This window comes from Azospirillum oryzae (assembly GCF_008364795.1).
Lineage (GTDB): Bacteria > Pseudomonadota > Alphaproteobacteria > Azospirillales > Azospirillaceae > Azospirillum > Azospirillum oryzae.
The window spans coordinates 183,916-207,831 of the sequence record NZ_VTTM01000004.1 but is presented as its reverse complement, the minus strand read 5'-3'; the positions used below and the strand labels follow the sequence as shown (position 1 = coordinate 207,831).

Below are 23,916 nucleotides of genomic sequence, written 5' to 3'. Positions count from 1 at the left end.
TGGTCACGCCGACCGAACGGGCGAATTCAGAAAGGAACGGGCGCATCATGGCGAAGAAGGACGGAGTCAACGGCAAGGGCGGCCAGTTCAGCGGGACGCCGGCCGACCGGCTGGTCCGGCTGTGGCGCAACAACGACGAACGCTTCGGCGCCCTGCTGGACGAGGTTCTGGACGGCAACCGCCAGGGCGTGATCGAAGCCGCGCTGGGCAAGCTGCGCGAGGAGGAAGGCTACGACTTCATGGACGAGGTCGAGGCATTCTCCGAAACGGCGCAGAGCACCGACGAGCATGGCGACCCGACCCTGTCGACCCTGTTCTGGGTGGCGCTGGAGGTCGAGGGCCGGCTGGACGAGCCGCCGTCGGTCGATGCCATCGAACGCGCGCTCGATTCGGCCGGGCTGCTGGAAAAGGCGGCCGACATGCGGCTGCTGCCGCTGTGGCTCGATCCGGAACCGCTGTCCTATCTCGAGGCCGCCGACCGCCGCACCCTGCTGCGCCGCCTGATCGACTCGCCCGAGGCGGCGGAAGCCTTCGTGCGCGAGCAGGACCTGGTCGCCGCCCCCGACGACATCGGCACCCGCCTCGTCGGCGTCGTCGGTCTGGTGATCGAGGAGGATGCCGAACAGGAGGGTGAGGCGATGCCCGACCCGCTGAACCTCGGATTCTCCGGCGAGGGCGAGGAGTTGGAGATCGACCCCATCGAACAGGAGCGCATCCGCCAGTCGATGGCCGCCTTCGCCGAGGCGGTCGCCACCGCCGACCCGCGGGTGAAGCGCTGCGAGCCGGTCGGCGGGCTGAACGACCTGCTGGACTTCACCGCCGAGGGCGTCTGGCCGGACGACGTCGTGGCCAGCTTCGACGAGGTCAACGACTTCCTCGATATCGCCGGCAACGAGACCGGCGACGGCATCCTCGACGTGACGGCGGAGCAGACGCCGGAGGGCCTACAGGTGCGCGCCTACAACTCCGACGGCGTGCTGTTGGACGAGCGCAGCTTCGACCTGACCGGCGAGCGGGCGGAAGAGGCGGTGGCTCTGATGAAGCGCCGCTGCCGCCGCGTCAGCGAGGGCTGATCCGCTTCTCCCGGTCCCCTCAGCTCATCTCCTCCAGCCGCAGGGGCTTTTCCACCACAAGGCGGAAACGGCCCCTGCCGGTCTTCTCGATGCTCAGGCAGCCGCAGCGGTCGGCCAGCCGGCGCTGCAGCAGGATCAGCCGCGCTTCCAGATTCTCGGCGAAGTCGGGCAGCGGGATGTCGGGCGCCAGCCGCAGTTCGCGGTTGGTGAAGTCGGTGCGGCCCAGCGCGGTGTGGTCGCGCACCAGCTTCCAAAGAATGGCGCCGGCCACCCCCTTGATCAGGTAATCATGGTCGAGGAAGACGCTGTCGTCGCTGGCGTAATGGCGCACGATAATCGGGTCGCCGATGGCAGGCGGCGTGACGGCCGGCGTCGGCACCTCTTCGACCTCCGCGCCATGGGCCGGCGGCAGGCCGCGCATCAGCGCACCCAGCTGTGCGGCCAGCGTCGCCAGCGCATCCTCGTCGTCATAGGTGAAGCGCATCTCCTGCGCGCTTTCCACGAACAGCACGCCGGCCAACTCGCCACACGCCCCGGGATGCGTCAGGTTGTGCGCCAGGATCGGCACCGCCAGCTGGCTGTGCGGCCGGTCCAGTCCGGGGAAGGGGATCTCGCGCGCAACGGCCGCCGCCGTCCCTTCCCGCATCGCCATGCTGTAGGCGACGTCGGTGGTCATGTGGGTGATGCGGATCGGCACCCGCTCGCGCGCCGCCATGCCGATGACCCCGTCGCCGGGAGCCACTTCCCAGCCGATGCCGCTACCGCGCCCTGACGCCTCATAGCCCAGCGCCGCGACGGTGAACAGCCGGCCGCTGGCGGTGTCGGGCAGCAGGATCAGCGCATGCTCCACCCCGAACAGGTCGCGCAAGGCGGCGATGGCACGGTCGAGCAGGTCGGACAGGTCGGCGGCGCCGCGCAACCCCTCGCAGGCGCGCCGGACCGCCGACAGCAGGCTGCGCGGCCGGACCGGAGCGGGCAGGGGACAGCCGCCCGGCACCGCCTCGATCGCCACCACACGGAACAGGTCGGCGCCGCGCAAGCGGAACACCTCCGCCATCCCGACATGGGAGGCGATACCCGACAGTTTCGCCTTCATGCTCTCGAACAGCGGCCCGTCCGTCTCGGTGCGCAGATAAGCCAGCCGCAGCCGGTACTGCGCCCCGGTTGCCGGGTCTATCACCTCCAGCTGCGCGTCGGGATTGGCCAGGATGTTGGCGCGCGTCTTGTTGAAGAACTGATAGGACAGGGCGATGTGGCCGGGATCGACATAATGGACCTGCGACAGCTGCGACACGTTCGGCGTTCCCTCGGCGTCCGCCGTGGCGATGGTGCCGGGGATCACGCCCTCAAGACAGGTCCGGATGGCGTCCAGGGTAAGAGCGTCGTGGGGCAGGGGGCGGGGCAGCGGGCCGCTCATGCCGGGATCCGCTCGCCGGCCTTCGGCCCCGGCGTCTGGTCGAAGACGTCGGCAGGAGCCAGATGCAGAGCAACCAGATCGGCCGGTTCGAACTCCATCACCGCCCGGACGAAGGCTTCGGTGAATCCCATCCCGGCCAGCTCGGCGATGAAACCGTCGATGTAGGGGCCGGGCAGCGCCGACTCTTCGACGGTCGGTGCCGCCACCGAAGCGTTGTCGTCCTTGATCTGAATGGACCGGTGGGTGCTGGGTTCGGTGAAGACCACGGCCAGCCGCCCGGTCCCGGCGACGGCGGCGACCAGCGCGGCGTTGGCGCGCCCGTCGATCAGCACCGTCAGCCGCCCGCCGTCCGGCGACACCCGCGCCGCCACGGCCCGCGCGACCAGCGGACGGCCATCTTGGTCGCTGGTCGCGGCATTGACGCTGAGGCTGCGGTCCAGGAAGCGCCGGACCGTCTCGTCCAAACCCCTCTCCCGCCGCATGTCCCGCCGCTCCGAATTGCCGACCGGCCGTCAGCATAGCGCCGCCGCCGGCCCGGCGGCAAACCAACCGAAGGCGATCCAACCGATGGGCGTCATCCTTCGGCGTGCCATGCCGCGATGGGGCCGCGAGGGGGCGCTCAGGCCCCCGGCGCCACCACGAAACAGGCCATGCCGATGTTGACCAGCCCGCTGCAGGCGCTGGCCGCATCCTGCTGCGACAGACCGGACAGGCGGGCGCGGTAGAGCGGCCCGGTCTGGGTGTCCACCGCCTGGACGATCCGTTGCGAGCGCGTCAGCACCGGCATGGAGTTGCGGGCGCGGTCGATCACGCGCTGGCTGTCGTCGGGCGAGCGGAAGGCGCCGAGCTGCACCGTCCACACCCTGCCGCCGGCGGTCGCCGCCCCGCTCATCGTCGCAACCGGACGCGGCGCCGGAGCATCCGGAGTCGAGGTGTCGGGCGCCACCACCCGCACCGCCGGTGCCGGTGCCGGCGTGGGCGCAGGAGAGGGCAGGGCGGCCACGGCGATCGGCGGCCGGCTCGCCGCCGGGCGGCTGCTGGCGGGAGGGGTGTAGGAAGGCGCCGGGTTGACCGGGGCCGAATAGGAGGAGGACGGCCGGGCATAGGGCGAACCGTAATCCGACGGCGAATCGGACGACGGCGCGCTGACCAGCACGATGTCGGCGCCGTTGGGCGCCGGGGTGCGGTTCAGCCGTGGGCCGACCGACGCGATGTAGCGGCGCGTCTCGCCCGGCAGGCCGCGCTTGCCGGCCAGATAGTCGCCGTAACAGCCGGGACCGCAGTTGTAGGCGCCAAGGAAGCCCGGCGCGCCGAACAGATTGTACATCTCGCGCAGATAGGCGGTGCCGGCGATGATGTTGTCATGCGGATCGAAGGGGTCGGAGCCCAGATTGTGCTTGCGCCGCATTTCTTCATAGGTCGCCGGCATCACCTGCATCAGCCCCATGGCGCCGGCCTTGCTGACGATGGGCTTGCCGTTGACGGTGGTGCGCCCGCCGCTTTCCTGGCGGATGACCTCGCGGATCCACAGCTCCGGCATGTCGAAGCGCTTGGAGGCTTCCGCGACATGCGCGTCGATTTCCTCTGGCGAGGCGACGCGATGTGTGCCCCCGCCGCTGGCGCAGGCGCTCAGCAGGGCAGTCAAGGCGGCGCAGGTCAGCAACGGCTTCAGGCGACGCACGGAACCCCCGGTCATCGTTCAGTTCAATCGTTTGGATAAGCCCGATTTGGAGGTACCGACCTTTGCACATTCCCGGCCCGCCGTAAACCGTCCCAGCTGTGACCTTCGACGCGGCCGGAGAACGCGGGAGGGGAGGGGGCTTTCAGTCCTTCGGACGGACAAGCGTCCGTCCGGGTATCTGCCGTCCGGCACAGCCTATGCCGGGATTTCCCTTGCCTGGGTTTTAGGCCTGGGTAACGCGGCGATCAGCTCTCGCGATCGTCATCCGGATCGCGGCGGGTGGTGAGTTCGCGCATCAGCCGTTCCTTGGCGGTCCTGCGGCTCGGCCGGCTGCCGCCGCGTCCGAACAGCCCGCCCAGCAGGCCGCCGGCTTTCGGTTCCTCCTCCGGCTCCTCGGCCATCTGGGCGCGTTCCGCCTCGCGCCGGGCCAGCATGGCGGCGCGGTCGACCAGCGGGTTGCGCAGCCGGTGCGGCAACGCCTTGAAGGCGAGGTTGGCACGTTCGAGGTCGGCCAGATCCTCGGTGGAGCGGGCGATGCGTAGCGCCACCCGCAGGAGGTCGAGCCGCCACGCATCCTCCGGCGCATGCGGCAGCGTCTCCGCCGCCGCCAGCAGGGTATCCAGCCCCTTGCCGGTCAGCGCGCTGGTGGATCGTTCGCTGCTGGATTTATCGGTATCGCGGTCCCGTCCCATTCCGTCATCAATGCTGTCGCGCTGAAGGCGGACTTTAGGACGGCTCGACAGGATTTGTCTGCCCCCATGCGGAGACCACACCATTCGGGTGGGGCACGCACCCCACTCCGTCGGCTTCAATCGCGAAACGCTACGACGATCATGCGGTCGGAAGCCTTGGCCGGTTTGAAGAACGGCCTCAAAGGCTGGTTCGACGTATGGACGCCGGTAAATCCCGTCGGAAAATTATGTGTCTTTTTGAATTGCGCAGCGCCCGGAGGAACATCGGTCTGGTAGTCGAAATAGGTTAGCTGTCCATTGTCGCGCACCGCCGCGATCCAATGCGCACCAATAATCTGTCTGAAGTCGCTGTTGTATTTTCCCACAAGAACAAGGAAGTAAGCTCCATTTGGATATCCATTCATGAATTGCTCCGCGGCGGGGATCATCAACGGATTGTCTTGCGAGCCGTTCACGACGATGTTCTGGCAACCGCGTGAGCGGAGATAGCTCACGATCCCCTCGACCTGTCCCTGGATGTAGCGGGCGGAGTCGATCCTCGTCCCATTTCTCTTTTCCTGATACCGGACAAAGATTTGCGAAACGAACTCGCCACTGAACGGAGCGCTGACGTTGCCGCCGACGATTGTGTTCAGTTCCTGCATGATGGTTCCATAATCTTCATCCATCAGGCCGGCCAGGGCACAGACGGCGCAATTCGATTCCGCCACCGCTCCGTTCGGCGCGTTATTGACTGGCATTTCCCGCACTCCATTCGACCTTCGGCTGTGCCGATGCTCTCAAAGAAATGTTCGGCCGGTCAACCACAGCCTTGCGGCAGATCACGAAATAAAAACGGCCCTCCCCCCGTCGCCGGGAAGAGGGCCGCAAGTCAGTCGAGGAAATGCGCGGCTGGATGCCGGCAAGCATGCCGCCGCCCAGGGGGATGGGCGCGGCATCTCGAAGCCGACCCCTCCGCAACCCAGCGGAAGGACCGGAAAACTCACCTCACAGCCAAGTTACTCGGCGGCCTGCGCCACGGTCAGGCCCAGCCGCTTGGCGACGCCCTCGCCATAGGCCGGATCTGCGGCCAGGAAGTGCTTCAGCTGGCGCTGCTGGATGAACAGCGGGACCTTGCCCAGGCTGCCGGCGATGTTGTCCATCAGGCGGGCTTGAGCCTCGGCGCCGATCAGGCGGAACAGGGCGCCGGCCTGGGCGTAGTCGTCGTTGCCCTCGCGGTGGTCGTATTGGGCGGCGTCACCGCTGATGCGCAGCGGCGGCTCGCTCGCCACGCCGGTCTGGGCCGGGCCGCCGAAGCTGTTCGGCTCGTAGTTCGGCCGGCCGCCTCCGTTGCCGTCGACCCGCATGGCGCCGTCGCGCTGATAGTTGTGGACCGGGCAGCCCTGCGGCTTGTTGACGGGGATCTGCGCATAGTTGCCGCCCAGACGGTAGCGGTGGGCGTCGGCATAGGCGAACAGCCGGCCCTGCAGCATCTTGTCCGGGCTGAAGGAGATACCGGGCACCACGCTGGCCGGGCTGAAGGCGGCCTGCTCGGTCTCGGCGAAGAAGTTCTCCGGGTTGCGGTTCAGCACCAGCTCGCCGATCTCGACCAGCGGATAGTCGGCATGCGGCCAAACCTTGGTCAGGTCGAACGGGTTGATGCGGTAATCGTCGGCTGCGGCCTCCGGCATGATCTGCACCGAGACGGTCCAGGCCGGGAAGTCGCCGTCCTCGATCGAGGCGTACAGGTCGCGGGTGGCGTGGTCGGGGTCGATGCCGCCCATCGCCGTCGCCTGCTCGGCGGTGAAGTTCTGGATGCCCTGGCGGGTCTTGAAGTGGTACTTGACCCAGAAGCGCTCGTTCGCCGCGTTGATCCACGAGAAGGTGTGGCTGCCGAAGCCGTCCATGTGGCGATGGCTGCGCGGTGTGCCGCGGTCGCTGAACAGGATGGTCAGCTGGTGCATCGTCTCCGGCGACAGCGAGAAGAAGTCCCACATCGCAATGGGATCCTTCAGGTTGGTGGCCGGGTTGCGCTTCTGGGTGTGGATGAAGTCGGGGAACTTCAACGGATCGCGCAGGAAGAAGACCGGCGTGTTGTTGCCGACCAGATCGTAATTGCCCTCTTCCGTATAGAACTTCACCGCGAAGCCGCGCGGGTCGCGCTCGGCATCGGCGGAACCCTTCTCGCCGCCGACGGTGGAGAAGCGCAGGAAGACTCCGGTCTCCTTGCCGACCGACGACAGGAAGGCGGCCTTGGTCCATTGCGTCACGTCGCGGGTGACGCGGAAGGTGCCGTAGGCGCCGGCGCCCTTGGCATGGACCACGCGCTCCGGAATGCGTTCACGGTTGAAATGGGCCAGCTTCTCGATCAGGTGGAAGTCCTGCAGCAGCAGCGGACCGCGCGGCCCGGCGCTCAGCGAATTCTGGTTGTCGGGAACGGGCTGGCCGAAGCTGGTGGTCAGGGTGCTCATCCGGGTCATCCTCGTTGGGGCGGTGTCGCCTGAAGCGGCGTCATTGTCTCGCCCCTGGTTATCCGGCGTCTTGAACGATATATCCAAGACATAGAAGGAAATGCACCAATAGGCGTCACCTATGAATGTCTCCGGCCTGTCCCTGCGTGACCTGGAATATGTCGTCGCCGTCGCCGAGCTGCGCCATTTCGGCCGCGCCGCCGAACGTTGCGCCGTCAGCCAGCCGTCGCTGAGCGCCCAGATCCGCAAGCTGGAGGAAGCCCTCGGCCTGTCGCTGTTCGAGCGCACCAGCCGCAAGGTGCTGCTGACCCCGCGCGGTGAGGCCATCGTCGCCCAGGCCCGCACCGTTCTGGAGGAGGCGCGGCGGCTGCTGGCGCTGGCCGACGGATCGGACGGGGCGCTGACCGGCCGGTTGCGGCTGGCGGCGATCCACACGCTCGGCCCCTACCTGTTTCCCCATATCCTGCCGGCGCTGCGCTCAACCTGGCCCGACCTGACCCTGATCCTGTCGGAAGGCCGAACCGACAGTTTGCTGGAGGAACTGCGCGACGGCCGGCTCGACGCCGTGCTGCTGGCCCTGCCGGTGGAGGGCGACGGGCTGGCGGCCGAACCGCTGTTCTTCGAACCCTTCCTGCTCGCCCATCCCGCCGGCCACCGCCTCTGTGCCGCGCCCGGCCTGTCGCTGAACGATCTCGACCCGGCGGAGCTTCTGTTGCTGGAGGAGGGGCACTGCCTGCGCGATCAGGCGCTGGCCGCCTGCGGCCTCAGCGCGCGGGGCGGCGGCGTCCACGCCACCGGGCTGGAGACGCTGCGCCACATGGTGGCGGCGGGGGCCGGCTGCACGCTGATGCCGGTCCTGGCGGTCAAAGGGGCCGCCAAGGCCGAGGATGGCCGCGCCGCCACGGTCGGCGGGCTGGTCGGTTATCGCAGCTTCGACCGCACTGCCGACGGGCCGCGCCCGCCCGGCCGCGTCATCGGTCTGGTCTGGCGCGCCAGCGACCCGCGCGACCGTGGCCTGCGCCAACTGGCAGACCTGCTGCGCCGCGACCTGCCGGCCGGCACGGAGCCGGCCCTACCCCGAACGGCTGACTGACGAGGGGACGGAACAAGCGCCCATCGGCCGGGTTGTAGGCTCCGCCTGCTCTCCTCACTGTTCAGGGGACAGGTTTGACCTTCGATACAGGCGGAGAAACGGGCGATCATGGCAAATATCCTGAGGCAAGCGACCAGGCTCGGGGAAGGATTGCCCTTTCCGCTGGGCGCGACGTGGGATGGGCTCGGCGTCAACTTCGCCCTGTTTTCCGCCAACGCGACGAAGGTCGAACTGTGTCTGTTCGATGAAAGCGGCGAGGAGGAGCTTGAGCGCATCGAGCTTCCCGAATTCACCAACGAGATCTGGCACGGCTACCTGCCCGACGCCCGTCCCGGCCTGCTCTACGGCTACCGCGTGTACGGCCCCTACGAGCCGGAGAACGGCCACCGCTTCAACCCGAACAAGCTCCTGCTCGACCCCTATGCCAAGGAGCTGGTCGGCGAGATCCGCTGGAACCCGGCCCATTTCGGCTATGTGATGGAATCGGGCGACGACCTGACCTTCGACGAGCGCGACAGCGCGCCCTTCATGCCGAAATGCAAGGTGATCGACCCCGCCTTCACCTGGGGCCGCGACCACAAGCCCGGCACCGCCTGGGACCGCACCATCTTCTACGAAACCCATGTGAAGGGCTTCACCAAACTGCACCCGGCGGTGCCCGACAGCCTGCGCGGCACCTATGGCGGCTTGGCGGTGAAGGAGGTGGTCGACTACATCAAATCGCTCGGCGTCACCTCGGTGGAACTGCTGCCGGTCCATGCCTTCGTCCAGGACCAGCATCTGGTCGACAAGGGTCTGGCGAATTACTGGGGCTACAACTCCATCGGTTTCTTCGCGCCCGAACCGCGCTATGCCGCGTCGGGCAACGCCATCAAGGAATTCAAGGAGATGGTGGCCCATCTCCACAATGCCGGGCTGGAGGTGATCCTCGACGTCGTCTACAACCACACCGCCGAGGGCAACGAGCGGGGGCCCACCCTGTCCTGCAAGGGCATCGACAACGCCTCCTACTACCGCCTGATCCCGGACCAGCGGCGCTACTACATCAACGAGACGGGGACCGGGAACACCGTCAATCTCAGCCACCCGCGCGTGCTGCAGATGGTCACCGACAGCCTGCGCTATTGGGCGACCGAAATGCATGTCGACGGCTTCCGCTTCGACCTCGCGACCATCCTCGGCCGCGAACCCTACGGCTTCGACGAGGGCGGCGGCTTCCTTGACAGCTGCCTGCAGGACCCGATCCTGAACAGCGTCAAGCTGATCGCCGAACCGTGGGACTGCGGCCCCGGCGGTTATCAGGTCGGCAATTTCCCGCCGGGCTGGGCGGAGTGGAACGACCGCTACCGCGACACCGTCCGCGCCTTCTGGAAGGGCGACGAGGGCAAGCTGCCGGAGGTGGCGCCGCGGCTCTGCGGTTCCGCCGACCTGTTCGACAAGCGCGGGCGCAAGCCCTGGGCCAGCGTGAACTTCATCACCGCCCACGACGGCTACACGCTGAACGACCTCGTTTCCTACAACGACAAGCACAACGAGGCGAACGGCGAGGACAACAACGACGGCCACTCCCACAATCTGTCCTGGAACCATGGGGTGGAGGGGCCGACCGACGACCCGGAAATCAAGACGCTCCGCGAACGGCAGAAGCGCAACATGCTGGCGACGCTGCTGCTGTCCCAGGGCTCGCCGATGCTGCTGGCCGGCGACGAGTTCGGCAACACCCAGCATGGCAACAACAACGCCTATTGCCAGGACAACGAGACGGCATGGCTGAACTGGGACGGCATCGACGAGGACGGGCAGGCGCTGATCGAGTTCGTCCGCCGGGTCATCGCGGTGCGCCAGTCCTTCCCGATGCTGCGGCGCGGGCGCTTCCTGTCGGGCGAGTACAATGCCGAGTTCGACATCAAGGACGTGACATGGTTGACCCCCACCGCTGACGAGATGGACGAGAGCCATTGGCACGACGGCAACGCCCGCTGCATGGGCATGCTGCTGGACGGCCGCGCCCAGGCCACGGGCATCAAGCGGCCGGCGATGGACGCCACGCTGCTTCTGGTCATCAACGGCCATCACGACGTGGTTGGGTTTACCCTGCCCGAGGTGACGGGGGGCAACGTCTGGCGCTGTCTGGTCGACACCAACCTGCCGGACCCCGACGAGGCGCCGCGCGTCGACACCGGGGACACCTATATGGTGACCGGCCGCTCGCTGCTGCTGCTGGCGCTGGAACCGGAAGGCAAGACCTCCTTCGCGCTCCGCCGCGCCGCCCACGCCCTGCGCAACGTCGCCGAAAGCCCGACGCTGTCCTTCGGCGAGGAGGCCACGGAAGAGGAGAAGCCGGTTGAGCCGGTCGAGGTGAAGGAACCGGAAAAGGAACCGGAAAAGGTGGAAGCGGCTGCTGCGGCAAAGCCCGAAGCGAAGAAACCCACCTGATTCGACGCCAAATCGCCCTCTCCCGAGGCGGGAGAGGGCAATCAGGATCCCCCGCCATGAAACTCTTCGAATGCCAGAACTGCCACCAGCCGCTCTATTTCGAGAACACGCTGTGCGAGCGCTGCGGGCACCGGCTCGGCTATCTGCCGGATGCGGGGACCCTGTCGGCGCTCGACCCCACCGACCGTGACGGGGTGTGGAGCGCGCTCGCCACCCCCGAACGGCTCCACAAATTCTGTGCGAATGCGGAACTCGACGCCTGCAACTGGATGCTGCCGGCCGATTCCGCTGACACCCACTGCGCCGCCTGCCGGCACAACCGCACCATTCCCGACCTGTCCGACACCGACAACCTGACGCGCTGGCGCAAGCTGGAACTGGCCAAGCACCACCTGTTCTACACGCTGACCAACCTGAACCTGCCTTTGCAGACCCGGATCGAGAATCCGGAGGAAGGTCTGGCCTTCGACTTCCTGACCGACACCGCCGCCGCCGACGGCACGGTGACGCCGGTGCTGACCGGCCATGCCAACGGCCTCATCACCATCAACGTCGCAGAAGCCGACGATGCCGAGCGCGAGAAGCGCCGCACCGAGATGGGGGAACCCTACCGCACGCTGCTCGGCCATTTCCGCCACGAGATCGGTCATTACATCTGGGACCGTCTGGTGCGCGATGACCCGGCGCTGCTGGAGCGTTTCCGCGCCCTGTTCGGCGACGAGCGGCAGGACTATGGCGAGGCGCTGAAACGCCATTATGCCGACGGCGCGCCGGCCGACTGGCAGGCCAATTTCGTCAGCACCTATGCCACCGCCCACCCGTGGGAGGATTTCGCCGAGACCTGGGCGCACTACCTGCACATCGTCGACACGCTGGAAACCGCCCGCGCTTTCGGCCTGCGGGTGCGCCCACGCATCACCGAAGGGGCGGAACTTGAGGCGGAGGTCGACTTCAACCCCCACAAGGCCCGGCGAATCGAGGATCTGATCGACCTCTGGTTGCCGCTGACCTACGCGGTGAACAGCCTGAACCGCAGCATGGGCCAGCCGGATCTCTACCCCTTCATCCTATCCGCGTCGGTGATCGAAAAGCTGGAATTCATGAACGGGATGGTGCGGGGATTGGAGGGACGTTAGACACTCATTACCCCTCCGCCCCCACCTCCGCCCGTACCCAGCGCGCCGCGCGGTTGCGGCCGTCGCGCTTGGCCTTGTAGAGCGCGGCGTCGGCATGGCGCATCACCGTCGCCATGTCGCTGTCGTCCTCCGGCCAGCAGGCGATGCCGATGGAACAACCGACGCGGACCATCTCGCCGTTGAACGACACCGGTTCGTTGACGGCGGCGATGATGCGTGACGCCAGTTCCTCGGTGTCGGGAGCCGGGCGGCCGGCGCGGCGGGGAAGCACGGCGGCGAACTCGTCGCCGCCCAGCCGGGCGACCACGTCGTCGTCGCGGAAGATGCTGGCCAGCCGGCCGCCGATCTGGCGCAGCACGGCGTCGCCGGCATCGTGGCCCAGCCGGTCGTTCACCGGCTTGAAGCCGTCCAGGTCGATGTACATCACCGTCGCCGATCCGCCGCCGCCGCCGGTCGACGCCTCGACATACTGTTCGAAATAGCGCCGGTTCGGCAGCGTGGTCAGCCGATCCTCGTAGGCGATGTCCTCCAGCCGCATCAGGGCGGCGTCCTTGTTGGTCAGGCTGTCCACCATCTCCCGCAGCGCCACCGACAGCCGGCGGATCTCCGCCGCACCGCCGACGTCGGGGATCGCCACGCCGCGCTCGCCCTTGCCCATGCGCTCGGCCGCGTCGGCGATGGCGCCCAGCGGCCGGGCGATGCGTCCGGCGGCGAACCAGCCGATGCAGCTGAACAGCAGGGCCAGCATCGCGCCGGACCCGATGATCGTCGTTCGCAGGCGGTTGGTTTCGGCATAGACGATGTCGGCCGGCTGGCGGGCGACGACGGTCCAGCCCAGCCCCGCGTAATCGTGCAGCCCCTTGCCGTGGGCCACGCCGGTGACATAGGTGACCCCGTCGGGCCAGACCTCGCTGCTCCAGCCGTCGCGCAGCCTGGCGGTCAGCGTCGGCACCGGCAGGGGCTTTCCGACCGCCGAATCGGGACCGATCAGCACGGTGCCGTCGGCCGACAGGATATAGAGGGTCAGCCCCTTGTGGTCGGACAAGGGCTCGATCAGCTGCCGGATCGAGGCGTGGGCCCATTCCCAGCTGTAATGGGCGGCCAGCACGCCGACCGTGGTGCCGTCCGCCTTCTGCAGCGGGGCGGACACGTCGACGAATTTCGGCGTTTCGCCCACCAGGTACTGCACCTTGCCGCGCAGGGCCACCGCCTCGTGCACATCGCCGACGAACAGGCCCTTCATTCCTTCCTGATGGACCGGCCGGCTGGCGATGTCGGCCCCCAGCAGCAGCCCGTTGGAGGCGGCCACCACCCGCCCGTCGGCATTGGTCATGCCGATCCAGGCGATGGTCGGGTCGCGGCGCTTCAACTCGTCGATGGTCGATTGCGCCACCGCCGGATCCTTCAGCGCATCGATCCGCGACAGCGCGGCGATCTGGTTGGCGCGCGCCCACATGGTCGAATCGAGCTGTCGCGCCAGCGATTGCGCCAGCCCGGTCATCGAATTGCCGATCTCCTTCGCCAGCGCGTCCGCAGCGCCATTGCCGACGACCAGCCCCTTCACCAGCGTCGATCCCAGCAGCAGAACGGCCACGGTGACGGCCACGGTCATCCGCAGGCCGATGGCACGGCGCGGAACACGGACGGCGGCAAAATGGTGTCCGGCAGTCCGGCCGCTTGGCTGTCCAAGGGGCGACATCGTGGCAAGATCCTTATAAGCGACCCCGGACAAGCCGGATGGGAGACGATCAGTGCAGACACTGTATCATCCCAGCCCTTTATAAAGGGTCAAGCGGAACCGTCGCGATGCAATTACAATGTAGGAGGGAAGGGCGCGCAGCGTTCGGCACGCCTCGGACGTACGTCAGGCAAAAAAGTTTGCGAAGCTGACTTTCAGCATATTGCGTAAAAGAGAAAAGGCCGCTAGCTATACAGCCGCGGCCCGAGTTTAGGGAGGAAACGCCTGAAAGGCGATCGAAACAATAAATAATGCTGCGTCGCCGAAGATCCAGCCCGTTGCGGCTGGATTTTTCGTTTTTGCCGCAAGGTTCTGCCGCGAGATTCATTCTCACAAACCGCACCGCCCCGGCGGAAGGGGGATTCCCCAAATGGTTGGTTGCGCTATCATGTCAGCCCAACGAACCATACAGTCGGGAAGAATCCTCATCATGAAACGGCGTGCGTTCCTCTCCAGCGCCGGTGTCGGCCTTGCCGCCGCCGGAACCGCCGCGACCATCGCGGCTCCGGCCATCGCCCAAACCTCCCAGCCGGAGATCAAGTGGCGCATGGCGTCGAGCTATCCCAAGAGCCTCGACACCATCTATGGCGCGGCGGAGTTCATCGCCAAGCGGGTGTCCGACGCCACCGACGGCAAGTTCCAGATCCGCACCTTCGCGGCGGGCGAGATCGTGCCGGCGCTCCAGGTGCTGGACGCGGTGCAGAACGGCACGGTCGAGTGCGGCCAGTCGGCGGCCTATTTCTATGTCGGCAAGGATCCGACCTTCTGCTTCGACACCGCCATGCCCTTCGGTTTGAACACGCGCCAGCACATCGCCTGGATGATGCATGGCGGCGGGCTGGAGCTGATGCGGGAGGTGTTCAAGGATTACAACATCCACCACATCCCGGCCGGCAACACCGGGGCCCAGATGGGCGGCTGGTTCCGCAAGGAGATCAAGAGCCTGGAGGATCTGAAGGGTCTGAAGATGCGCATCGGCGGTCTAGTCGGCCAGATCCTGACGCCCTTCGGGCTGGTCCCGCAGCAGCTCGGCGGCGGCGACATCTATCCGGCGCTGGAACGCGGCACCATCGACGCGGCCGAGTTCGTCGGCCCCTACGACGACGAAAAGCTGGGCTTCCACAAGGTCGCCAAATACTACTACTACCCCGGCTGGTGGGAGGGCTCGGCCCAGATCCCGCTGATGTTCAACATGCAGGCCTGGGAACAGCTGCCGAAATCCTACCAGACCATCCTGGAACAGGCCTGCTGGGAGGCCAACAGCTGGATGATCGCCAAGTACGACACGCTGAACGCCTCGGCGCTGAAGCGGCTGGTCGGCGGCGGCGCCGTGCTGCGCCCCTTCCCGCGCGACATGATGCAGGCCTGCGAGAAGGCGGCGTTCGAATTTTACGACAAGCTCGCCGCCAGCAACCCGCGCTTCAAGAAGGTCTATGACGGCTGGAAGCCCTTCCTGGAGCAGGAGCGGCTGTGGTTCCGCGTCGCCGAGAACGGCTTCGACAGCTTCGTCTACAGCCAGTCGGCCCAACAGAAATAAGTCTGGAGCGCCGACCGCAGGGCCGGAAATTTTCGATTTCCGGCCCTGCTAACGGCCGCGACTGCGGCCGCGCGGGCCCATGCCCGCGAAGCCAAGGCCTGCGGACGCGGGCCGCCCGGCGTTTGAGGGGCCCGAAGGTGCCGACCATCGGTCGGCGCCTTCGGGCAACGATATGAATCCGGGGCGGGTCGCCTGCGGCGATTCGCCCCTCCTTTCGCAGAAAACACGGATTTTCACGCCGCCGTATGTCCGCTATCTCGATCATCGGCCTTCTCAATCGCACGCGAATGGAGCACACTGCCGGTCTAAGCGTGGGCATCGCCTTCGCAGTTGCACAAAATTTCAGCAAACCGTTGAATTGATCACGACATAGTCATTCCTCTTGTCTATTTTCTTAAACGCGTGGTACCGTCAGGGACAGAAAGACGGACCGGACCGGGGTGGCGTACCCGGATCCAGGTCGCCTGTGACGGGAGCGGACGGATGGACGGCGGGATGATCGCGACGACAGATACCCTGGTGCGCTTTTCCGGGGTGCAGAAGACCTACGATGGCGAGCATCTCGTGGTGAAAAGCCTCGACCTCGACATTCGCAAAGGCGAATTCCTGACGCTGCTGGGGCCGTCGGGGTCGGGCAAGACCACCACGCTGATGATGCTGGCCGGGTTCGAGGTGCCGACCCATGGCGACATCTTCATCGGCGACCGGCCGATCAAGAACACGCCGCCGCACAAGCGCGACATCGGCATGGTCTTCCAGAACTACGCCCTGTTCCCCCACCTGACGATCGAGGAAAACGTCGCTTTTCCGCTGTCGGTGCGCGGCGTTCCGAAGGCGGAGGTCAAGGAGCGGGTTCGGGCCGCGCTCGACATGATCAAGCTCGGCAACCTCGCCGGCCGCCATCCCGGCCAGCTGTCGGGCGGCCAGCAGCAGCGCGTGGCGCTCGCCCGCGCCCTGGTCTTCAATCCGGCGCTGGTGCTGATGGACGAGCCGCTGGGTGCGCTCGACAAGCGCCTGCGCGAGCATATGCAGCTGGAGATCAAGCGCCTGCACGAGACGATGGGTCTGACCGTCGTCTACGTCACCCACGACCAGGGGGAGGCGCTGACGATGTCCGACCGCATCGCGGTCTTCAACGACGGCATCGTCCAGCAGATCGACCGGCCGGACGCGCTGTACGAACGGCCGGTGAACAGCTTCGTCGCCAACTTCATCGGCGAGAACAATGTTCTGAGCGGCGTTGTTGAAAATATCGAACAGGGCTGGGCGCGGGTCGCGCTGGATGCCGGCGGTTCGGTGGTGGCGCAGGCGGTGAACATCGGCGGCGCCGGCAACCGCACCTCGCTGTCGCTCCGGCCGGAGCGCGTCGCCATCGAAACCGGCGACAGCGGCGACAGCGACATGAACCGGCTGCCGGCGACGCTGACCGACCTGATCTATCTCGGCGACCACACGCTGGCGGTGCTGAACACGCCGGCCAACCCGGAATTCATGGTCAAGCTGCCGGCCGGCTCCTATGCCGGTCTGTCGCCGGGCCAGGATGTCTACATCGCGTTCCGCCCGGAGGACTGCCGGGCGCTCGATCCGGTCTGAGGACGTGGTTCCTTGGCGCCAGGATGCCTTTCAGCAACAACAACCACGACGAATAAGGACGGGGAATCATGTCGAAGATTAAGGTGGCTCTCGGTTTCGCTGCGACCTTCACCGCCCTCACGGCCCTGGCTTCGGCCGCAAGCGCCCGCGACCTCACCGTCGTGTCGTGGGGCGGCGCCTATCAGGACGTCCAGAAGAAGGTGTATTTCGGTCCGTTCAAGGAGACCGGCACGCCGATGAACGACGAATCCTGGGACGGCGGCGTCGGCGTCCTGCGCGCCAAGGTCCAGGGCGGCGCCTCCACCTGGGACGTCGTGCAGGTCGAGAGCGAGGAACTGGCGCTGGGTTGCGACGAGGGTCTCTACGAGAAGCTGAACTATTCCAAGATCGGCGGCGAGGACGCCTATCTGCCGTCGACCGTCAACGCCTGCGGCGTCGGTGCCATCGTCTATGACTTCGTGCTCGGCTACGACAAGGACAAGCTGAAGGACGCGCCGAAGAGCTGGGCCGATTTCTTCGACACCAAGAAGTATCCGGGCAAGCGCGGCCTGCGCCAGGGCGCCAAGACCACGCTGGAAATCGCGCTGATGGCCGACGGCGTGGCTCCGGCCGACGTCTACAAGGTGCTGGGCACCGAGGCCGGCGTCGACCGCGCCTTCAAGAAGCTCGACACCATCAAGAACGACATCGTCTGGTGGAAGGCCGGCGCCCAGCCGCCGCAGCTGCTGGCGTCGGGCGAAGTGGCGATGACCTCGGTCTATAACGGCCGCATCGACGCCGCCAACAAGAACGAGAAGAAGAACTTCGGCATGGTGTGGAACGGCGCGCTCTACACCATCGACAGCTGGGTGATCCTGAAGGGCAGCCCGAACCAGGAGGCCGCCTACAAGTTCCTGAACTTCGTCGGCAAGGCGGAGAACCAGGCCAAGCTGTCCGAAGGCATCGCCTACGGCACGTCGAACAAGAAGGCCCCGTCGCTGCTGCCGAAGGCGGTGCTGGCCGACCTGCCGACCGCGCCGGACAACATGAAGAACGCGATCGAGATCAACACCGACTTCTGGCTGGAGAACATCGACCGCCTGACCGAACGCTTCAACAAGTGGGCGGCGAAGTAAGCGTTAACTGAGTACCGCCCTATACTCCCTCTCCCCCCTGGGGAGAGGGACGGGGTGAAGGGGACGCACCGCGGCACGCATTGGGCCGAAATGTGCTCCCCCAATATACTTTCCGGCGGATCACTCCCCGCCCTTCGGTGACCGGACGCCATGCGTCCCCCTCACCCCGTCCCTCTCCCCGGGGGGGAGAGGGGATGGTCCCGGGTTTCGGGGCATTATGCGCCCGCGTCTTCTCAACAGGACAATGCCGATGACAGCCGCATTCGTTGCCGGCGCCGACGTGCCGTTGAAGCGTCGATTGAAACGGGCCGAGCGGGCCCGGCAGTTCCGTGCGCTGGGCCTGGTGCTGCCGCTGCTGGCCTTCCTGCTGTTCACCTTCGTCGTGCCGCTCGCCGGCATGATCTGGAAGTCGGTGGACGACTGGGAGGTGCCGCAGGCGATGCCGCAGACCGTGGCGGCGCTGGAGCGTTGGAACGGCCAGGGCCTGCCCGACGAGGCCGCCTTTGCCGCGCTCGCCGCCGATATCCGCACCGCGCACGATGCCGGCACGCTGGCCGTCGCCGCCAAGCGGCTGAACTACATCGTCAACGGTTACCGCACCACGCTGCTTTCCACCGGCCGCAAGCTGAAGGAGCAGCCGGCTCCCGGCACCGCCAGGGAAACGCTGATCGGCATCAACCCGGCTTGGGGCGAGCGCGAGAGCTGGGCCGCGATCAAGAGCGCCAGCGGCCCGGTCACCAGCTATTACCTGCTGGCCGCGGTCGACCTGACCCACAACGCCGACGGCGCCATCGTGCACGCCCCGGCGGACCAGTCGATCTACCGCGAGGTGTTCATGCGCACCTTCGAGATCGGCTTCGGCGTCACGGCGCTCTGCCTGATCCTGGGCTTCCCGGTGGCCTATCTGCTGGCGAACCTGCCGACCGGCCGGTCGAACCTGCTGATGATCTTCGTGCTGCTGCCCTTCTGGACGTCGCTGCTGGTGCGCACCTGCGCCTGGATCGTGATCCTGCAGAGCGAGGGCATCGTCAACGGCTCCCTGCAATGGCTGGGCGTCATCGACGAGCCGATGCGGCTGATCTACAACCGCTTCGGCGTCTACATGGCGATGACCCATGTGCTGCTGCCCTTCATGATCCTGCCGCTCTACAGCGTCATGCGCGGCATCTCGCCGGCCTACATGCGGGCCGCCGCCTCGCTCGGCGCGCCGCCGGCGACCGCCTTCCTGCGCATCTACCTGCCGCAGACCATTCCGGGCATCGGTGCCGGCTGCCTGCTCGTCTTCATCCTGGCCATCGGCTACTACATCACGCCGGCGCTGGTCGGTGGGGCCGCCGACCAGATGATTTCGTCCTTCATCGCCTTCTACACCACGGAAACGGTCAACTGGGGCCTCGCCTCGGCGCTGGGTGCGGTGCTTCTGCTCTCCACGCTGGTGCTGGCGCTGGTCTACGGCAAGCTGGCGCTCGGCCGCCAGACGACGGGAGGTCTGAAGAATTGAGCGCGAACCATTCCCCCCAAACCGCCAGCCAGCGCCTCGCCTGGATCGCCACGATCGTCGCCTCCACGCTGGTGTTCATCTTCCTGATGGCGCCGATCCTGGCGATCGTGCCGCTGTCCTTCAGTTCCAGCACCTACCTGACCTATCCGCTGCCGGGCTTCTCGCTGCGCTGGTACGAGGAATTCCTCAATTCGGCGCGCTGGATGAATTCGCTGAAGAACAGCTTCATCATCGGCATATCGTCGGCCATGCTGTCGATGGCGCTGGGCACGCTGGCCTCGCTGGGGCTGGCCCAGTGGAAGAGCAAGTGGAAGCCGCTGATCCTGGCCGTCGTGCTGTCGCCGATGGTGGTTCCGGTGGTCATCACCGCGGTCGGCGTCTATTTCTTCTTCGCGCCGCTGGGGCTGACCGGCAACTATCTCGGTCTGATCCTGGTCCACACCGCGCTGGCGACGCCCTTCGTCGTCATCACCGTGTCGGCGACGCTGCAGAGCTTCGACATGACGCTGGCGCGCGCCGCCGCTTCGCTGGGGGCCCCGCCGCTGCTGACCTTCCGCAAGGTGATCCTGCCGCTGATCCTGCCGGGTCTGGCGTCGGGCGCGCTGTTCGCCTTCGCCACCAGCTTCGACGAGGTGGTGACGGTGCTGTTCCTCGCCGGGCCTGAGCAGCGCACCCTGCCGCGAGAGATGTTCAGCGGCATCCGCGAGAACATCAGCCCGACCATCACCGCGGTGGCGGTGGTTCTGACGGTGATCTCGGTCTTCATGCTGTCGACGCTGGAAATCCTGCGCCGGCGCAACGAGCGGCTGAAGGGGAACGTAGGGTAGGAGAGTGGTCGCGGGAGGGGAAACCCTCCCGCCTCTCACAGGTACGGCGGCGTGCAGGCGCTGATCAGCTCGCACTCCACCTCGCCGATGTTGCGGAACCGATGCGGCACACGGCTGTCGAAGAAATAGGCGTCGCCGGGACCGAGAAGCTGTTTGCGGTCACCCACCGTCAGCTCGATCTGGCCCTTGATGACGATGCCGCCTTCTTCGGATTCGTGCTGCAGCATGGTGCGGCCGGTGTCGGCGCCTGGAGCGTAGCGTTCATGGAGGATTTGCAGGTTGCGGCTGCGCAGGTCGCCGACCTGACGGAAGGAAACTTGGCCGACCGTGCCCTTCAGCTCGCCGGCCAATTCGATCAGCTCGTCGCCCTTGAAGAAAATCTGCTCGGGCGGCGGCAGATCGTCGGAGGAGAAGAATTCGGCCAACGTCATCGGGATGCCCTGAAGCACCTTGCGCAGCGACGACACCGACGGACTGCTGCGGTTCTGCTCGATCAGGGAGATCGTGCCGTTGGTCACTCCGGCCCGCTGGGCGAGCGCCCGCTGCGACAGCCCATGCTGTTCGCGGATCTGCTTCAACCTTGCGCCGACGTCGAATTCCATCACCGGACTCCTGCTCCACACCCGTCTAGGCAATAGCCCATTCGCGCAACCCCGTCATCAGAATATGAACAGCTAAACAGGGGTTGTTTAATTTATTAAACATGGTAGGCTTCTGTCCAAGGTCCAGGCCCCCGCGACGGAAATCCTTGATTGGCAAGGAAAATTCCACCGGGCGCGGCCGGACGGTTCCATAATCTTCATGCAGGGCGGATCGAACATGCTGTCGCTGAACGACCAGGGCCTTCTCCGAACCAAGGGCTACGTGAACGGTGCGTGGCGCGCGGCCGATTCCGGGAAGACCTTCCCGGTCACCAACCCCGCCACCGGCGCCGTCATCGCCGAAGTGTCCGACATGGGCGCCGCCGAGACGCGCGAGGCGATCGACGCCGCCAACGCCGCCCTGCCGGGGTGGAAGGCCAAGACCGCCAAGGAACGCGCGGCCATCCTGCGCCGCTGGTATGACCTGATCCTCGCCGCCCAGGAGGATCTGGCCCAACTGATGACCGCCGAACAGGGCAAGCCGCTGGCCGAAGCGCGCGGCGAGGTGGTCTATGGCGCCTCCTTCATCGAGTGGTTCGCGGAGGAGGGCAAGCGCGCCTATGGCGACGTCATCCCCAGCTTCGCCGCCAACAAGCGCATCGTCGTCCTGAAGGAGGCCATCGGCGTCGTCGCGGCGATCACGCCGTGGAACTTCCCGAACGCCATGATCACCCGCAAATGCGCCCCGGCCCTGGCCGCCGGCTGCACCGTGGTGGTCAAGCCGGCCGAGGACACCCCGCTGTCGGCGCTGGCCCTGGCCGAACTGGCGGAGCGCGCCGGCATGCCGGCCGGTGTCTTCAACATCGTGATGGGCAGCGAGCCGGCCGCCATCGGCAACGAGCTGACCCACAGCCCGATCGTCCGCAAGGTCAGCTTCACCGGCTCCACCGAGGTCGGCAAGCTGCTGATGCGGCAGGCTGCCAGCACGGTCAAGAAGGTGTCGCTGGAACTGGGCGGCAATGCCCCCTTCATCGTCTTCGACGACGCCGACCTGGACGAGGCGGTCAAGGGCGCCATGGCGTCGAAGTACCGCAATGCCGGCCAGACCTGCGTCTGCGCCAACCGCCTGCTGGTCCAGGCCGGCGTCTATGACGCCTTCGCCGCCAAGCTGGCCGAGGCGGTCAAGGCGCTGAAGGTCGGCGACGGCGCCGAGCCGGGCGTCACCCAGGGTCCGCTGATCAACGCCGACGCCGTCGCCAAGGTGGAAGAGCTGATGGGCGACGCGCTGGAGAAGGGCGCCAAGGTCGCGCTCGGCGGCAAGCGCCACGCGCTGGGCGGCACCTTCTTCGAGCCGACGATCCTGACCGGCATCACCACCGAGATGCGCGTCGCCCGCGAGGAGATCTTCGGCCCGGTCGCCCCGCTGTTCAAGTTCGAGACGGAAGAGGACGCCATCCGCATGGCGAACGACACCGAATTCGGGCTCGCCGCCTATTTCTACAGCCGCGACATCGGCCGCGTCTGGCGCGTGGCGGAAAAGCTGGAATACGGCATCGTCGGCATCAACGAAGGCATCATCTCCACCGAGGTGGCCCCCTTCGGCGGCGTCAAGGAGTCCGGCATCGGCCGCGAAGGCTCCAAGTACGGCCTCGATGATTTCATGGAAGTCAAATATCTCTGCGTCGGCCTCGGCGCCTGACCCTCCCCAAGGGTAAGTCAAAGGAAAACAGACCATGAGCACCAACCAGTCCTTCGTCGCCCGTCGCGAGGCCGCCGTCTCCCGTGGCATTTCCGCCGGCATGCCCTTCTACATCGACCGCGCCGAGAACGCCGAGATGTGGGACATCGAAGGCAAGCGCTTCATCGACTTCGCCGGCGGCATCGCCGTGCTGAACACCGGCCACCGCCACCCGAAGGTGATGGAGGCGGTGAAGGCGCAGCTGGAGCGTTTCACCCACACCTGCGCGATGGTCACGCCGTACGATAGCTTCGTCGAACTGGCGGAGAAGCTGAACGCGCTGGTCCCCGGCCCGACCCCGAAGAAGACCGCCTTCTTCACCACCGGCGCCGAGGCTGTCGAGAACGCCGTCAAGGTCGCCCGCGCCGCCACCGGCCGTCCCGGCGTCGTTGCCTTCTCCGGCGGCTTCCACGGCCGCACGCTGCTGACCATGGGCCTGACCGGCAAGGTCGTGCCCTACAAGGTCGGCTTCGGTCCCTTCCCGGCCGAGATCTTCCATGTGCCGTTCCCCAACGCCTATCGCGGCATCAGCGAGGCGGAGAGCCTGAAGGCGCTGGATAATCTGTTCAAGTCCGACGTCGATCCGGCCCGCGTCGCCGCGATCATCATCGAGCCGGTGCAGGGCGAGGGCGGCTTCAACATCGCCAGCCCGTCCTTCCTGCAGGCGCTGCGCGCGGTCTGCGACAAGCACGGCATCGTCATGATCGTCGACGAGATCCAGACCGGCTTCGCCCGCACCGGCAAGATGTTCGCCGTCGAGCATGCCGGGATCGAGCCGGATCTCGTGACCATGGCGAAGAGCCTGGCCGGCGGCTTCCCGCTGTCTGCGCTGACCGGCAAGGCGGCGCTGATGGACGCCCCGATCCCCGGCGGCCTGGGCGGCACCTATGCCGGCAGCCCGCTGGCGACGACCGCCGCGCTGGCCGTCATCGACGTCATCGAGGAAGAGAAGCTGATCGAGCGCGCCGAAAAGCTCGGTGAGCGCATCGCCGGCCGCTTCCGCACCATGGCCCAGCGCAACAGCCTGTCGGTGATCGGCGACGTGCGCAACCTGGGCGCCATGGTCGCCATGGAGCTGGTGACCGACCGCGAGACCAAGGAGCCGGCCGCCGACCTGACCAAGGCGCTGGTCGCCAAGGCGGCGGAAAAGGGCCTGATCCTGCTGTCCTGCGGCACCTACGCCAACGTCATCCGCATCCTGGTCCCGCTGACCGCCTCGGATGCCCTGGTCGACGAGGGCCTGGACATCATCGAGCGTTCCCTGGAAGAACTGGTGTCGGCGTAATAGCTCCCTCTCCCGCCTGAATC

19 protein-coding genes are annotated in these 23,916 nt (G+C 66.6%); 11 read left to right on the top strand and 8 right to left on the bottom strand.

All coding sequences use genetic code 11. The features are described from left to right. Positions 1 to 47: 47 nt before the first annotated feature. Entirely contained in the window at positions 48 to 1,073 is a 1,026-nt protein-coding gene (locus tag FZ938_RS14370) for a hypothetical protein (RefSeq protein ID WP_174756999.1), read from the top strand. A gap of 19 nt (positions 1,074 to 1,092) precedes the next feature. On the opposite strand, the gene FZ938_RS14365 is transcribed toward FZ938_RS14370, so the two are convergent. The 6 genes from FZ938_RS14365 to FZ938_RS14340 all read right to left on the bottom strand — a co-directional run bounded on the left by FZ938_RS14365 (position 1,093) and on the right by FZ938_RS14340 (position 7,313). Beyond that, positions 1,093 to 2,490 carry a GAF domain-containing protein gene (locus FZ938_RS14365; protein ID WP_149199171.1) on the bottom strand — a complete coding sequence of 466 codons (1,398 nt, stop codon included), beginning with the start codon at positions 2,488 to 2,490 and terminating at the stop codon, positions 1,093 to 1,095. Beyond that, entirely contained in the window at positions 2,487 to 2,954 is a 468-nt protein-coding gene (locus tag FZ938_RS14360; RefSeq protein WP_246457222.1) for a hypothetical protein, read from the bottom strand. The genes FZ938_RS14365 and FZ938_RS14360 overlap by 4 nt, the downstream gene beginning before the upstream one ends. 155 nt (positions 2,955 to 3,109) lie before the next feature. Next, positions 3,110 to 4,186, bottom strand: a complete 1,077-nt coding sequence (locus FZ938_RS14355) for a transglycosylase SLT domain-containing protein (RefSeq protein WP_149199169.1) — start codon at positions 4,184 to 4,186, stop codon at positions 3,110 to 3,112. Positions 4,187 to 4,416: 230 nt separating this feature from the next. After that, on the bottom strand, positions 4,417 to 4,863 hold the full coding sequence (locus FZ938_RS14350; RefSeq protein WP_149199168.1) for a hypothetical protein: 447 nt from the start codon (positions 4,861 to 4,863) through the stop codon (positions 4,417 to 4,419). 116 nt (positions 4,864 to 4,979) lie between these two features. Continuing rightward, positions 4,980 to 5,603, bottom strand: coding sequence for a hypothetical protein (locus FZ938_RS14345; RefSeq protein WP_149199167.1), 624 nt, complete (start codon positions 5,601 to 5,603; stop codon positions 4,980 to 4,982). Positions 5,604 to 5,861: 258 nt separating this feature from the next. Continuing rightward, positions 5,862 to 7,313: a catalase gene (locus FZ938_RS14340; RefSeq protein WP_149199166.1), complete on the bottom strand. Its 1,452-nt coding sequence runs from the start codon at positions 7,311 to 7,313 to the stop codon at positions 5,862 to 5,864. Between the two features lie 121 nt (positions 7,314 to 7,434). Here FZ938_RS14340 and FZ938_RS14335 point away from each other — a divergent pair, with 121 nt between their 5' ends. The 3 genes from FZ938_RS14335 to FZ938_RS14325 all read left to right on the top strand — a co-directional run bounded on the left by FZ938_RS14335 (position 7,435) and on the right by FZ938_RS14325 (position 11,978). After that, positions 7,435 to 8,406, top strand: a complete 972-nt coding sequence (locus tag FZ938_RS14335) for a LysR substrate-binding domain-containing protein (protein ID WP_149199165.1) — start codon at positions 7,435 to 7,437, stop codon at positions 8,404 to 8,406. A 108-nt stretch (positions 8,407 to 8,514) separates the two neighbouring features. Then, positions 8,515 to 10,842 carry a glycogen debranching protein GlgX gene (gene glgX, locus FZ938_RS14330; RefSeq protein ID WP_149199164.1) on the top strand — a complete coding sequence of 776 codons (2,328 nt, stop codon included), beginning with the start codon at positions 8,515 to 8,517 and terminating at the stop codon, positions 10,840 to 10,842. Positions 10,843 to 10,898: 56 nt separating this feature from the next. Further along, positions 10,899 to 11,978 (top strand): zinc-binding metallopeptidase family protein, encoded by a 1,080-nt coding sequence (locus tag FZ938_RS14325; protein ID WP_149199163.1) that lies wholly within the window; start codon positions 10,899 to 10,901, stop codon positions 11,976 to 11,978. Positions 11,979 to 11,985: 7 nt separating this feature from the next. Here the strand turns inward: FZ938_RS14325 and FZ938_RS14320 are convergent, their stop codons facing one another. After that, the gene (locus FZ938_RS14320) at positions 11,986 to 13,677 is read right to left on the bottom strand and encodes a GGDEF domain-containing protein (protein ID WP_149199162.1); all 1,692 of its coding nucleotides are present in this window, start codon (positions 13,675 to 13,677) and stop codon (positions 11,986 to 11,988) included. A gap of 469 nt (positions 13,678 to 14,146) precedes the next feature. Between FZ938_RS14320 and FZ938_RS14315 the strand changes: the two genes are divergently transcribed. The 5 genes from FZ938_RS14315 (at position 14,147) to FZ938_RS14295 (ending at position 20,289) form a co-directional block, all read left to right on the top strand. Next, on the top strand, positions 14,147 to 15,253 hold the full coding sequence (locus tag FZ938_RS14315; RefSeq protein WP_149199161.1) for a TRAP transporter substrate-binding protein: 1,107 nt from the start codon (positions 14,147 to 14,149) through the stop codon (positions 15,251 to 15,253). A 483-nt stretch (positions 15,254 to 15,736) separates the two neighbouring features. Further along, the gene (locus FZ938_RS14310) at positions 15,737 to 16,846 is read left to right on the top strand and encodes an ABC transporter ATP-binding protein (protein WP_149199160.1); all 1,110 of its coding nucleotides are present in this window, start codon (positions 15,737 to 15,739) and stop codon (positions 16,844 to 16,846) included. A 68-nt stretch (positions 16,847 to 16,914) separates the two neighbouring features. After that, positions 16,915 to 17,961, top strand: coding sequence for an ABC transporter substrate-binding protein (locus FZ938_RS14305; RefSeq protein WP_149199159.1), 1,047 nt, complete (start codon positions 16,915 to 16,917; stop codon positions 17,959 to 17,961). A gap of 250 nt (positions 17,962 to 18,211) precedes the next feature. Continuing rightward, positions 18,212 to 19,462, top strand: a complete 1,251-nt coding sequence (locus tag FZ938_RS14300) for an ABC transporter permease (protein ID WP_149199158.1) — start codon at positions 18,212 to 18,214, stop codon at positions 19,460 to 19,462. Further along, entirely contained in the window at positions 19,459 to 20,289 is an 831-nt protein-coding gene (locus FZ938_RS14295; RefSeq protein ID WP_174756996.1) for an ABC transporter permease, read from the top strand. The genes FZ938_RS14300 and FZ938_RS14295 overlap by 4 nt, the downstream gene beginning before the upstream one ends. 35 nt (positions 20,290 to 20,324) lie before the next feature. Here the strand turns inward: FZ938_RS14295 and FZ938_RS14290 are convergent, their stop codons facing one another. Beyond that, on the bottom strand, positions 20,325 to 20,891 hold the full coding sequence (locus FZ938_RS14290; RefSeq protein WP_014249644.1) for a cupin domain-containing protein: 567 nt from the start codon (positions 20,889 to 20,891) through the stop codon (positions 20,325 to 20,327). A gap of 217 nt (positions 20,892 to 21,108) precedes the next feature. Between FZ938_RS14290 and FZ938_RS14285 the strand changes: the two genes are divergently transcribed. Continuing rightward, on the top strand, positions 21,109 to 22,569 hold the full coding sequence (locus tag FZ938_RS14285; RefSeq protein ID WP_174756994.1) for an NAD-dependent succinate-semialdehyde dehydrogenase: 1,461 nt from the start codon (positions 21,109 to 21,111) through the stop codon (positions 22,567 to 22,569). 34 nt (positions 22,570 to 22,603) lie between these two features. Continuing rightward, positions 22,604 to 23,893, top strand: a complete 1,290-nt coding sequence (gabT, locus tag FZ938_RS14280) for a 4-aminobutyrate--2-oxoglutarate transaminase (protein WP_149199157.1) — start codon at positions 22,604 to 22,606, stop codon at positions 23,891 to 23,893. Positions 23,894 to 23,916: the final 23 nt, after the last annotated feature.